We start from the raw sequence: 11,759 nt of genomic DNA, 5'->3' as shown, positions 1-11,759 counted from the left end.
CGGGTGTGCGGATAGTGTCATGTGATTTCTGGATAGTAAAGCTGATTCGGACGCTTCGAAATATGGCATCTTAATCAATTTGAAGTCTCAAAATGCCAAGTGCAGCTAGAAAAGGCGATTTGGGGTTGAATAATTTGGCGGTTCATTTTTTGAAATTCCACACTTAATCTTTCCGCATTACAGACCTTCTCGCTGAAATTTCTCCGTGTTATTACTGAACCCCCTCAAAAGAAACCGATTTCATTTGACAAAAGAACGCAATACCATTGATAATCAGCATAGAAAAAGACAATCATGAGGAAGTGTAGGACATGGGAAATTCTTTTTACCGCGATACTTGGGCTGAAATCGATTTAGATGCAATATACAGCAACGTGAAATCAATGAAAAACCATATAGGCGAAAACATGCAGCTGATTGCGGTTGTGAAGGCCAATGCTTATGGCCACGGAGATTTAGAAGTGGCACAAACGGCTCTTGAAGCAGGTGCTGAAATGCTTGCAGTCGCGTTTTTAGATGAAGCGGTCGTGCTGCGCGAAGCGGGGTTTGAAGTGCCTATTCTGGTGATGGGTGCTTCCCGGCCAGCAGATGTGAAGATCGCCATTGATCAGCGCATTATTTTGACAGCTCCTTCTCTTGAATGGCTGACGGAAGCTGAAAAGAATGTTCAAAAAGGATTATTATCTGTTCATCTAAAGATTGATACCGGAATGGGCCGTCTCGGTGTCCGGACAGAGGAAGAACTGCTTCAGGCATTTAAATTTGCAGAAGAAAAACCCAATGTGAAAATAGAAGGTATCTTTACGCACTTTGCAACAGCGGATGAACTGGATACTGCTTATTTCAACAAGCAGTACGACGTATTCACCGCAATGGCGCAAAAAGCAGCTGATTATGATGGAGTTATGATTCACTGCGGCAACAGTGCAACTGGACTCCGTTTTCCTGGAAAATTAGTTCACGCTGTGAGACTGGGAATCTCTATGTACGGTCTAAGTCCTTCAATGGAAATAAAACCTGAACTGCCCTATGAACTGAAAGAAGCTTTTTCCCTTCATTCAAGGCTTGTTCATGTGAAAAAAATCAGCACAGGCGACAAAGTAAGCTACGGGGCCACATACACAGCTGAGAAAGATGAATGGATAGGGACGATTCCGATTGGATATGCAGATGGATGGGTGCGCCGTCTAAAAGAATCAGAAGTTCTAATTGATGGTGAAAGAATGCCGATTGTTGGAAGGATCTGCATGGATCAATGTATGATTAAGCTTTCATCCTTTAAAGAAACAGGGACAAAGGTAACGTTAATCGGCAAGCAAAAAGAAGATTGTATTTCTGTGGATGAAGTGGCAGAAAGACTGGATACAATCAACTATGAAGTACCTTGTACAATAACTTTGCGCGTTCCCCGTATGTTTTTGAAAAATAAGAGTATAATTGAAGTGAGAAACTCTCTTTTTTGCGGCGTAAAAAAGCTTGCGGATCGCCCGTAAAAGAAGAAGGCATGAATAAAAATGCTTATGTAAAGCAGATAATAGTGTTGAATTATTAGAAAATAACTTTGCTTCTTGCATTGATAGTGTTATTATTGTATGTGGAATGGAATAATAGGTGTGTAAGTTTGGTGGAGGTGTATGTTTGTGTCTGAATCCAGCGCAACAACAGAAATCTTAATTCGTTTACCGCAAGCATTAGTCTCGGAATTAGACGGACTTGTCAAACAAGAGAATGGGAACCGAAGCGAGTTAATTTATCAAGCAACAAAGATGTATATCCGCGAGCGTAAGAAACGCCAAATACGCGAGTCAATGAGACGTGGATATATGGAGATGGCTAAGATTAACTTAAACATTGCTTCCGAAGCATTTCAAGCTGAATCAGAGGCTGACCACACCGTTGAACGCTTAGTAAGCGGGGGTTAATCCTTTGATTGTTAAACGCGGCGACGTTTATTTTGCTGATTTATCACCCGTTGTTGGCTCTGAGCAAGGGGGCGTCCGTCCAGTGCTGATCATCCAGAATGATATCGGAAACAGGTTCAGTCCAACGGTCATCATAGCAGCTATTACTGCTCAAATTCAAAAGGCGAAATTGCCTACTCATGTAGAAATTGATTCCAAGCGTTATGGGTTTGAACGTGATTCTGTTATACTGTTAGAGCAGATTCGTACGATTGATAAACAGAGATTGACTGATAAGATTACACACTTAGATGATGAAATGATGGATAAAGTGGACGAAGCTCTGCAAATAAGCTTAGGACTCATTGATTTTTAAAACTGAAAAAAGGTATTTTTTAGGAAGTTGCTCCCGTTAAGCAACTTTTTTTTATTTTATTGACATAAATCGGTATAATGTAAAGTGGAATAACTTGTTTACTTTATTACCCATAAGGATAAGAGGGGGATAACTGGCACATGAAGGATGCATCTAATCCAGTACTCGATTTTGTTCTGGCTCATCAAAATGAGATCCTGAATGAATGGAAAGACAGTCTGAAAGATCTTGGAGATCAGAAGTACACTAACATCCTTTCAGATCAAGTATATTTAAATACTTGCAATGAATATCTTCAAATCTTAATCAGCTATATGAAAAAACCGGGAAGCGACCTGACTGAAAAGGTTTCTGACTATGCTCACAGGGTCGTTCAATTAGGCTGGAGCTTAAAGTATATATCTGAAGGATTAAAGGAGCTGTCTTTAATTATCTTTACAAAAATGACGGACGGCCTTCCAGAAGCTGAAAAAATGAAAATTGTGTGGGAGTTTGACAAGTCGCTTTCCCCTATTAATAATGAGTTAATTCATCAATATGCAGAATCATGGGAGCGGACAGTTTCTCTGCAGAAGATTGCCTTGCAGGAATTATCGGCACCGCTCATTCCGATTTTTGAAAACATTACAATTATGCCTTTAGTTGGTACAATTGATACAGAGAGAGCAAAGCAAATCATGGAGAACCTGCTTACAGGTGTTGTGAAGCACCGCGCGGAAGTGGTTTTAATTGATATTACAGGTGTTCCGGTTGTGGACACAATGGTTGCGCATCATATTATTCAGGCATCAGAAGCTGTCCGCTTAGTAGGAGCAAAATGCCTGCTTGTGGGAATCAGACCTGAGATTGCTCAGACAATTGTGAACCTTGGCATCGATTTAAGCCAGGTAATCACGAAGAACAGCCTTCAAAAAGGAATGGAAGCTGCACTTGAAATGACGAATCGACAAATAGTAGAAATGGGGGATTCGCAATGAGAACTCCAAGAATACCGATTTTAAAACTTTATAATTGTCTGCTTGTATCCATTCAGTGGGAACTTGATGATCAGACTGCCCTGCAATTTCAGGAAGATCTTCTTCATAAAATCCATGAGACGGGCGCAAGCGGTGTTGTCATAGATTTAACCTCCGTAGATGTAATTGATTCTTTTATCGCCAAGGTTTTAGGTGATGTTATCGGCATGTCGAAATTAATGGGAGCTAAAGTTGTTTTAACAGGCATTCAGCCTGCAGTAGCAATCACCCTCATTGAGCTTGGCATTCACCTTGCTGGTGTACAAACCGCGCTTGACCTGGAAAAAGGACTTGAAACATTACAACAGGAGCTGGGGGAATAAGCATGGATAACCAATCCTGTGTAAAAATCATTACGGAGTGGGACATTGTTGCTGCGCGGCAGCTTGGACGCAATGTTGCAAAAGAACTCGGGTTTGGTACTGTAGACCAAGCGAGGATTACAACAGCTATTTCCGAATTAGCCCGTAATATATATTTGTATGCTGGACAAGGTCAAATTTGCATTGAGCAGATCAGCGAATTCAGTAAAAAAGGTTTAAAAATAATAGCCATTGATAACGGACCAGGAATACCAGATATCCGAAAAGTGATGGAAGACGGCTTTTCAACATCTGGTGGGTTAGGAGCCGGATTGCCTGGAGTAAAACGCCTGATGGATGAATTCAGCATTAATACCGTTTTGGGAGAGGGAACGGATATCCAAGCAGTCAAATGGCTTCGCTAGGGGGAAGCTAGATGGATTTTAAGGAAGTCATTGAATCGAAATATCAGGAAATACTGAGTCATTATATGCAAGAATTAACAGAAACGGCTTTGTACCAGGGGCAAAAGTTCAGCAGAAAAGCGATTGAGGAACAAGTACCCCCTGAGGAAATTATCAGTCTTCACCGTAAAGTGCTCCAAGATTTATTTCCTGATGTACATCAAGATGTTTTGCACTCTTTGGACTTTCTATTAGAGGTCATGATGGGGTATGGACTGGCCTATCAGGAGCATCAAAGCCTGCGGGATCAGCAGCAGGAGATAAAGTCTGAGATTCAAGTAGCCTTGAATGTTCAGCAAATGCTTTTAGAAACGTCAGTGCCGACAGTTCCAAATCTTGATATTGGTGCAATCAGTGTTCCTGCAAAGCATATGAACGGGGATTACTATCATTTTGTTTATGATGAAGAAAGCGTAAGTATTGCCATAGCGGATGTAATCGGGAAAGGAATTCCCGCTGCACTCTGTATGTCTATGATTAAATATGCAATGGACAGCTTGCCGGAGTCCCGTAAATCTCCAAGCCGTGTTCTTGAAAATCTGAACAGGGTTGTTGAGCATAACGTAGACCCGAGCATGTTCATTACAATGTTTTACGGTATGTATGATACGGATACACATGAGTTTGTCTATGGATCAGCGGGCCACGAGCCTGGATTTTATTACAGTGCTAAAGAGGACCGTTTTCATGATATGAACACAAAAGGTCTGGTCCTTGGTATTGATCAATCCATAAAGTACAAGCAATACAGCAGAATCGTGGAAAAAGGCGATATGATTGTTTTGCTTTCCGATGGTGTAACCGAGTCAAAAACAAATGAAGAAGAGTTCATTGAACGTGATTTTATTACGGACCTCATTAAAAAATACAGTGATTTGAATGCTCAGGGTATTGTAGATAATATATATAAAGACTTTTTACAGATGCAGGACTTTGAACTGCGTGATGATTTTACGCTAATTATTTTAAAACGCGAGGTTTAACTTGTAAAAAAAGTGGGTATTTGTTTTACTAGCTTACAAGTAAACTTACTGGGGTGATATTGATGAATTTAAATATAAATGTTAATCGATCAGAGGAACATATTCAAATAGATTTAGCTGGAGAAATTGATGCATACACTGCGCCGAAATTAAGAGAAGAACTAATGCCGCTTGCAGAAGAGGGAAAACCTGTCATGATCGTAAGCCTTAAGGATGTCTCTTACATGGACAGTACAGGGCTTGGCGCTTTCGTTGGTTTGCTTAAAGCTGTGAGGAAAAATGAGGGCGATTTAAAACTTGTTAATTTATCCGCTCGTTTGGAAAGACTATTCAACATAACGGGTCTAAGTGATATTATTGACATTTCTTCTAAATCAGAAGGTGGGGTTCGATGAAACAGTTAGTGGATTACATCGAGGTGAAAATACCTGCTAAACCGGAATTTGTCGGCATTGTCCGTTTGACTCTTTCTGGTATCGCTAGCAGAATGGGTTACTCCTATGATGAAATTGAAGATTTAAAAATTGCGATCAGTGAAGCATGCACAAATGCTGTGCAGCACGCTTATGAGAAAATCGAAGGCGGAGAAGTCATGATCGGCTTTGGTCTTTACGATGACCGTCTTGAAGTAATGGTGTCAGACAGCGGTCAAAGCTTCAATTTTGAACAAAAGAAAAACGAACTGGGTCCTTATTCGGCTGCAAACCCTGTTGACCAACTTCCAGAAGGAGGGTTGGGGCTCTACTTGATGGAAACGCTTATGGATGAAGTTCATGTACAGATCGATTCCGGCGTTACCGTCTTTATGACAAAGTATTTAAACGGGGAGCGAGTAGAACATGACACAACCATCCAAAACTACGAAGCGAACTAAAGAAGAAATAAATGAATTGATTTTCGATTTTCAGCACAACCAAAATGAAGATGCTCAGCTTTTTCTTGTGGAATATTACAGCGGGCTAGTTGAAACACTGGCTAAGAAATATTCAAGAGGCAAAAGCTTTCATGAAGACTTAAAGCAGGTGGGCATGATTGGCTTGCTTGGGGCGATCCGCCGCTATGATCCTGAATTCGGAAAAACGTTTGAAGCCTTTGCCATTCCGACTGTCATCGGTGAGATCAAGCGATTCCTGCGCGATAAAACATGGAGTGTTCATGTTCCAAGAAGAATTAAAGAGCTTGGACCTAAAATAAAAATGGCTGTAGACGAATTAACAAATTCCCTTCAGCGCTCACCGCTTGTTCACGAAATAGCAGACTACCTTGAGGTGACAGAGGAAGAAGTGCTTGAGACGATGGAGATGGGCAAAAGCTATCAGGCTTTATCTGTCGATCATTCGATTGAGGCTGATTCCGACGGCAGCACAGTGACAATTCTTGATATCGTAGGATCAAAAGAAGAAGGATACGAGCAAGTGAATCAAAAGCTTATGCTTGAAAGTGTTCTTCACGTTCTGTCAGACCGTGAAAAAGAAATTATTCATCACACATATATTTTAAATAAGAGTCAAAAGGAAGCGGGAGAAATTCTTGGGATTTCTCAAATGCACGTATCTAGACTTCAAAGAAGAGCGATTACGAAGTTAAAAGAAGCACTTTCGGCTGACTTATCAATGGGGCAGCATTAATGATTCAAATTGAAGAAAACAATCGTGTCTATGCATATGCTTATCAAATGCAAAAAGAAGGTAAAACTTTATGCGGGGACAGTTTCTTAATTAAAGCAACTGAAGACTATTTCATATGTGCTGTTGCAGATGGTCTTGGCAGCGGTGAACGAGCTTATGAATCGTCTTCTGCCATTAAAGATGTCGTTGAGGAATTTCATGCAGAGGACGTTGGACTGCTGATCGAGAAATCAAATGAGGTATTAAAAAATAAACGCGGAGCAACTGTTGCTATTTTTAAAGCGTATTTTAAACAGAATCAATTAACATTCAGTTCTGTTGGAAATATCCGATTTGTCCTCTATTCTCCTTCAGGCACATTCGTCTATCCTCTTCCTGTTCTGGGCTATATGTCAGGTAAACCTCAGAAATTCCGTGTTCAATCCTTTCCATACGATATTGGTGCAAAATTCATTATCCATTCAGATGGACTTAACATTCCTGCTGTAAAATCACTGCTTAAGGATCACCGGACAATTGAAGATATTTCAAATCAGCTTGAACCTTATACTAAGTCAAGGGCGGATGATTTAACCTATGTAGTCGGTCAGCTATTCTAGTTGACGGCTTTTTTATTTTGATCATTTTTTAAAGTCCGTGTCTTTTGGTAAAATGTTTCTAAGTCTTTATTTTGGGGAGGTAAAAGAATGGCAGAGAAGACAGAGCGCATTATGAAAACAATCAGTGCGGATTTATCCATTACATATAAACAGGTATCGAATGTTATAGCTTTATTAGAAGATGGCAACACAGTTCCTTTCATTGCAAGATACAGAAAAGAACAGACAGGTGCATTAGATGAGGTGCAAATCCGTGATATCTCGGAAAAGTGGCAGTATACGCAAAACCTGGAATCAAGAAAGGAAGAAGTCATCCGTTTAATTGATGAACAGGGAAAGCTTACAGAAGAGCTTAAAAAAGAAATAGAAAATGCATTAAAACTTCAAAAGGTAGAAGACCTCTATCGTCCATATAAACAAAAACGAAGAACCAAAGCAACGGTTGCCAAAGAGAGAGGATTAGAACCTCTTGCAGAGTGGATAAAGGGACAGCCTTCTAAAGGGTCGCTCAAGGAAAAAGCGCTCGAGTATGTAAACGAGGACCAGGAGGTTTTGACTGCAGAAGATGCAATCGAAGGCGCAAAGGACATTTTAGCTGAGTGGATTTCAGATGAGCCTTCCTATCGTCAATGGATTCGTGAGCAAACCTTCCGAAAGGGAAAAATCATCACATCTTCAAAGGATGAAGAAAAAGATGAGAAGAAAGTGTATGAAATGTACTATGAGTACGAAGAGCCGATTCAAAAGGTTGTCCCGCACCGGGTCCTTGCAATGAATCGCGGGGAAAAAGAAGGAATCCTGAAAGTATCCATTCAGGCTCCGGCAGACCAGATCACTACCCATATTCAAAGAAATGAACTGAAAAATCAGCACACAGTGGTGAAGGGTGTCTATATTGAAGCAATTGAGGACTCCTATAAACGATTAATTCAGCCGTCAATTGAACGTGAAATCAGAAAAGAATTAATGGAGAAAGCGGATGATCGTGCGATTCATATTTTCTCTGAAAATCTGCGTAACCTTTTGCTTCAGCCGCCATTGAAAGGCCGTGTCGTATTAGGGATTGACCCTGCTTTCCGGACGGGATGTAAGCTTGCAGCTGTCGATGAGACCGGAAAAGTCCTTGAAATAGGTGTCATCTACCCTCATCCTCCGGTCAATAAAGCTAAAGAAGCAAAACAAAAATTAATCAATGTGATCAAAAAAAATAACATCGAGCTGATTGCGATTGGGAACGGAACGGCTTCAAGAGAGACAGAACAATTTGTTGCAGATCTCATTGATGAACTAAAATCAGATCTTGCCTACATCATCGTAAATGAAGCGGGGGCAAGTGTTTATTCTGCATCTGACCTTGCCCGCGAGGAATTTCCTGAGTTCCAAGTGGAAGAGCGAAGTGCAGTTTCCATCGCAAGAAGATTGCAGGATCCGCTTGCAGAGCTAGTTAAAATTGATCCTAAATCAGTAGGAGTAGGACAATACCAGCATGACGTCACACAGAAGAAGTTAAATGATTCTCTGACTTTCGTTGTTGAAACAGTTGTTAACCAGGTAGGAGTGAATGTCAACACAGCATCATCATCACTCCTGCAATATGTAGCCGGCTTGAGCAAAGCTGTTGCGGTCAACATTGTGAAGCAGCGGGATGAAATTGGAAAGTTCCAGGACAGGAAGCAATTAAAGAAAATACCTAGACTTGGGGCAAAAACGTTTGAACAATGCATAGGTTTCCTGAGAATACCTGACGGAAAACATCCGCTTGACTCAACAGGCATTCATCCTGAGAGCTACAAAGAGGTTGAAGAGCTCCTTAAAATGCTCGGACTAACCCTGAATGATGTCGGAACGGAGCAGCTAAGAGAAAAAATAGCGGATATTCATATTAAAGAAACCGCAGAAGCTATCGATCTTGGAGAGCTTACACTGAAAGATATTTGTGATTCTCTAGTTCGACCTGGACGCGACCCTCGTGATGAAATCGCCAAGCCGCTGCTTAAAAAGGGCGTCTTGAAACTCGAGGACCTTCAAACAGGAATGGAACTTCAGGGCACTGTGCGCAATGTTGTGGATTTTGGCGCTTTTGTTGACATCGGCGTAAAACAGGACGGGCTCGTTCATATTTCAAAGCTTAGAAACTCTTTTGTCAAACATCCTCTCGATGTAGTTTCAGTAGGTGACGTTGTTACGGTTTGGGTGGACTCTGTAGATGCACATAAAGGCCGTGTTGCCTTGACGATGATAAACAGTTAACGATAAACACTGCTTACGGGCAGTGTTCAAGTAGCTGTATATTTTAAATATAGAGTTCTGGGACCTTAAAAGGCGTTTTGGCTAAATGATTTCTCATTTTGGCTAATAAATCTCGAAAATCAGCTATAAAAGATGAAGTTTTCGCTAATAAAAGTCTGTTTTCCGCTAATTGAACTTAAAAAAACCCAACACTGCTCATGAGCAGTGTTTTTTTCTATAGAAATACCAGCATTGATTCAGCATTTTTATTTGATACCGATCCTTTTCATAAAAAGCACGCTGCATTTGGTTTTTTAACCATGAAGGCATTGCTCGTTCCTCCTTATTGTTTATAATGGAGTATGTGTATTACTAACTATATGCGGGCGCAAGATGTCCTGTTCGGAGATACAAACTATGCGGGGTGTAACCGATGAATGAAACAGAGCTTCAGGAACTGACAGAATCTATTTCAAAAACTTACTTTCACAAAAAGTTCCTACATAAAGCTTTCTTTAACAGCCGGCTGCGGACAACAGGCGGCAGATACCTTTTAAAAAGCCATAACATTGAGATTAACCCTAAGTATTTAGCTCAAGGATTAGAAGAAGTAATTGGCATAATCAAACATGAACTTTGCCACTATCATCTTCATTTAGAAGGCAGAGGATACAAACACCGTGATCCTGAATTTAGGGAGCTGCTTTCTAAAGTGGATGCGCCCAGATTCTGCAAACCTCTGCAGACGGCTGCCAGAATAAAGAAGACAATAGAGTATCAATGTACAGCCTGCATGTTCATTTACAAACGGCACAGAAGAATGGATACTTCCAAGTATGTATGCGGAAAGTGCGGCGGGAAAATAAAACTTGTTTCATAAATAAAAAAGGGGTTGACTCATTATACAAAGCTGTGATAAATTATAAAAGCCGTCGTAAGAGACGCAAATGATTATTAAAAAGAAGGCTTGACAGCTTGTACGAATCTTCATATAATTAAAGAAGTCTGTCATGACTAATTATTCCGCAGTAGCTCAGTGGTAGAGCTATCGGCTGTTAACCGATCGGTCGTAGGTTCGAGTCCTACCTGCGGAGCCATATTATGGGGAAGTACTCAAGTGGCTGAAGAGGCGCCCCTGCTAAGGGTGTAGGTCGCGTAAGCGGCGCGAGGGTTCAAATCCCTCCTTCTCCGCCATTATTTTTTTGTCTTTTGGCCCGTTGGTCAAGCGGTTAAGACACCGCCCTTTCACGGCGGTAACACGGGTTCGAATCCCGTACGGGTCATCGCTTTAAATGCATATAAATGATTGGGAGGATTAGCTCAGCTGGGAGAGCATCTGCCTTACAAGCAGAGGGTCGGCGGTTCGAGCCCGTCATCCTCCACCATCATATTTGGTCCCGTGGTGTAGCGGTTAACATGCCTGCCTGTCACGCAGGAGATCGCCGGTTCGATCCCGGTCGGGACCGCCATTTTATTGGGCTATAGCCAAGCGGTAAGGCAACGGACTTTGACTCCGTCATGCGCTGGTTCGAATCCAGCTAGCCCAGCCATTTGTATTTTAAATGCGAATATAATTAAGTGCCATTAGCTCAGTCGGTAGAGCATCTGACTTTTAATCAGAGGGTCGAAGGTTCGAGTCCTTCATGGCACACCATTTTAACTAATGTATGCGGGTGTGGCGGAATTGGCAGACGCGCTAGACTTAGGATCTAGTGTCTTTGACGTGGGGGTTCGAGTCCCTTCACCCGCACCATACATTTTTTATCTTTTCGCGGTCGTGGCGGAATGGCAGACGCGCTAGGTTGAGGGCCTAGTGGGGGCAACCCCGTGGAAGTTCGACTCTTCTCGGCCGCACCAAAAGAGTTTTAAAAAACCTCAAAAAAGTTGTTGACAAAAAGAACGCAACTTGGTATTATATTTAAGTCGCTTCATTACATTAATAAGTGCGCCCGTAGCTCAATTGGATAGAGCGTTTGACTACGGATCAAAAGGTTATGGGTTCGACTCCTATCGGGCGCGCCATTCTATATATAATGTGTCCGGGAAGTAGCTCAGCTTGGTAGAGCACTTGGTTTGGGACCAAGGGGTCGCAGGTTCGAATCCTGTCTTCCCGACCAGACAAATACTTTTCGCGGGTGTAGTTTAATGGTAAAACTCTAGCCTTCCAAGCTAATGTCGTGGGTTCGATTCCCATCACCCGCTCCAATTTTAAAAATGATCTTTGAAAACTAAACAAAACCAAAAGCGTACCAAACGTTTTA

At 41.6% G+C, this 11,759-nt stretch carries 14 protein-coding genes and 12 tRNA genes; 25 read left to right on the top strand and 1 reads right to left on the bottom strand.

Annotated features, from left to right (window positions below):
• The first annotated feature begins 311 nt into the window (after positions 1 to 311).
• The 12 genes from alr to QFZ72_RS00545 all read left to right on the top strand — a co-directional run bounded on the left by alr (position 312) and on the right by QFZ72_RS00545 (position 9,519).
• The gene (gene alr / locus QFZ72_RS00600; RefSeq protein WP_307428203.1) at positions 312 to 1,493 is read left to right on the top strand and encodes an alanine racemase; all 1,182 of its coding nucleotides are present in this window, start codon (positions 312 to 314) and stop codon (positions 1,491 to 1,493) included.
• Between the two features lie 147 nt (positions 1,494 to 1,640).
• On the top strand, positions 1,641 to 1,922 hold the full coding sequence (locus QFZ72_RS00595; RefSeq protein WP_029286378.1) for a CopG family ribbon-helix-helix protein: 282 nt from the start codon (positions 1,641 to 1,643) through the stop codon (positions 1,920 to 1,922).
• Between the two features lie 4 nt (positions 1,923 to 1,926).
• Positions 1,927 to 2,277 carry a type II toxin-antitoxin system endoribonuclease NdoA gene (gene ndoA, locus QFZ72_RS00590; RefSeq protein WP_029286376.1) on the top strand — a complete coding sequence of 117 codons (351 nt, stop codon included), beginning with the start codon at positions 1,927 to 1,929 and terminating at the stop codon, positions 2,275 to 2,277.
• 140 nt (positions 2,278 to 2,417) lie between these two features.
• The gene (locus QFZ72_RS00585) at positions 2,418 to 3,254 is read left to right on the top strand and encodes an STAS domain-containing protein (protein ID WP_307428195.1); all 837 of its coding nucleotides are present in this window, start codon (positions 2,418 to 2,420) and stop codon (positions 3,252 to 3,254) included.
• Positions 3,251 to 3,616, top strand: a complete 366-nt coding sequence (locus tag QFZ72_RS00580) for an STAS domain-containing protein (RefSeq protein ID WP_307428193.1) — start codon at positions 3,251 to 3,253, stop codon at positions 3,614 to 3,616. The genes QFZ72_RS00585 and QFZ72_RS00580 overlap by 4 nt, the downstream gene beginning before the upstream one ends.
• 2 nt (positions 3,617 to 3,618) lie before the next feature.
• A complete protein-coding gene (locus QFZ72_RS00575; RefSeq protein WP_070878720.1) occupies positions 3,619 to 4,020 on the top strand; it encodes an anti-sigma regulatory factor in 402 nt (133 codons plus the stop codon).
• A gap of 11 nt (positions 4,021 to 4,031) precedes the next feature.
• A complete protein-coding gene (locus tag QFZ72_RS00570) occupies positions 4,032 to 5,042 on the top strand; it encodes a PP2C family protein-serine/threonine phosphatase (protein WP_307428191.1) in 1,011 nt (336 codons plus the stop codon).
• Between the two features lie 62 nt (positions 5,043 to 5,104).
• Positions 5,105 to 5,437, top strand: coding sequence for an anti-sigma factor antagonist (locus QFZ72_RS00565; RefSeq protein ID WP_307428189.1), 333 nt, complete (start codon positions 5,105 to 5,107; stop codon positions 5,435 to 5,437).
• Positions 5,434 to 5,916, top strand: a complete 483-nt coding sequence (gene rsbW, locus QFZ72_RS00560; RefSeq protein WP_307428187.1) for an anti-sigma B factor RsbW — start codon at positions 5,434 to 5,436, stop codon at positions 5,914 to 5,916. Before QFZ72_RS00565 ends, rsbW begins: the two co-directional genes overlap by 4 nt.
• Positions 5,882 to 6,670, top strand: a complete 789-nt coding sequence (sigB, locus tag QFZ72_RS00555) for an RNA polymerase sigma factor SigB (protein ID WP_070878724.1) — start codon at positions 5,882 to 5,884, stop codon at positions 6,668 to 6,670. Before rsbW ends, sigB begins: the two co-directional genes overlap by 35 nt.
• Positions 6,670 to 7,269 carry a PP2C family serine/threonine-protein phosphatase gene (locus tag QFZ72_RS00550; protein WP_307428182.1) on the top strand — a complete coding sequence of 200 codons (600 nt, stop codon included), beginning with the start codon at positions 6,670 to 6,672 and terminating at the stop codon, positions 7,267 to 7,269. The genes sigB and QFZ72_RS00550 overlap by 1 nt, the downstream gene beginning before the upstream one ends.
• Positions 7,270 to 7,356: 87 nt before the next feature.
• Positions 7,357 to 9,519, top strand: a complete 2,163-nt coding sequence (locus tag QFZ72_RS00545; RefSeq protein ID WP_307428180.1) for a Tex family protein — start codon at positions 7,357 to 7,359, stop codon at positions 9,517 to 9,519.
• A gap of 195 nt (positions 9,520 to 9,714) precedes the next feature.
• Here the strand turns inward: QFZ72_RS00545 and cmpA are convergent, their stop codons facing one another.
• The gene (gene cmpA / locus QFZ72_RS00540) at positions 9,715 to 9,828 is read right to left on the bottom strand and encodes a cortex morphogenetic protein CmpA (RefSeq protein WP_087946367.1); all 114 of its coding nucleotides are present in this window, start codon (positions 9,826 to 9,828) and stop codon (positions 9,715 to 9,717) included.
• Between the two features lie 103 nt (positions 9,829 to 9,931).
• Between cmpA and QFZ72_RS00535 the strand changes: the two genes are divergently transcribed.
• The 13 genes from QFZ72_RS00535 (at position 9,932) to QFZ72_RS00475 (ending at position 11,703) form a co-directional block, all read left to right on the top strand.
• The gene (locus QFZ72_RS00535) at positions 9,932 to 10,378 is read left to right on the top strand and encodes a SprT family protein (protein ID WP_307428176.1); all 447 of its coding nucleotides are present in this window, start codon (positions 9,932 to 9,934) and stop codon (positions 10,376 to 10,378) included.
• 142 nt (positions 10,379 to 10,520) lie between these two features.
• Positions 10,521 to 10,595: transfer RNA gene (locus QFZ72_RS00530), tRNA-Asn, on the top strand.
• Positions 10,596 to 10,601: 6 nt separating this feature from the next.
• A tRNA-Ser gene (locus QFZ72_RS00525) sits at positions 10,602 to 10,692 on the top strand.
• A 17-nt stretch (positions 10,693 to 10,709) separates the two neighbouring features.
• Positions 10,710 to 10,781 (top strand) — tRNA-Glu (locus tag QFZ72_RS00520).
• A 26-nt stretch (positions 10,782 to 10,807) separates the two neighbouring features.
• Positions 10,808 to 10,883 (top strand) — tRNA-Val (locus QFZ72_RS00515).
• Between the two features lie 8 nt (positions 10,884 to 10,891).
• A tRNA-Asp gene (locus QFZ72_RS00510) sits at positions 10,892 to 10,967 on the top strand.
• Positions 10,968 to 10,973: 6 nt separating this feature from the next.
• Positions 10,974 to 11,048 (top strand) — tRNA-Gln (locus tag QFZ72_RS00505).
• 28 nt (positions 11,049 to 11,076) lie between these two features.
• Positions 11,077 to 11,152 (top strand) — tRNA-Lys (locus QFZ72_RS00500).
• Positions 11,153 to 11,167: 15 nt separating this feature from the next.
• Positions 11,168 to 11,251: transfer RNA gene (locus QFZ72_RS00495), tRNA-Leu, on the top strand.
• 18 nt (positions 11,252 to 11,269) lie between these two features.
• Positions 11,270 to 11,355: transfer RNA gene (locus QFZ72_RS00490), tRNA-Leu, on the top strand.
• A gap of 88 nt (positions 11,356 to 11,443) precedes the next feature.
• Positions 11,444 to 11,520: transfer RNA gene (locus QFZ72_RS00485), tRNA-Arg, on the top strand.
• A gap of 18 nt (positions 11,521 to 11,538) precedes the next feature.
• A tRNA-Pro gene (locus tag QFZ72_RS00480) sits at positions 11,539 to 11,615 on the top strand.
• A gap of 14 nt (positions 11,616 to 11,629) precedes the next feature.
• A tRNA-Gly gene (locus tag QFZ72_RS00475) sits at positions 11,630 to 11,703 on the top strand.
• Positions 11,704 to 11,759: the final 56 nt, after the last annotated feature.

The organism is Bacillus sp. V2I10 (assembly GCF_030817055.1).
Classification (GTDB): Bacteria; Bacillota; Bacilli; order Bacillales; family Bacillaceae; genus Bacillus_P.
Note: the sequence above shows the minus strand (reverse complement) of the source record. Positions and strands in the feature narration are given on the sequence as shown.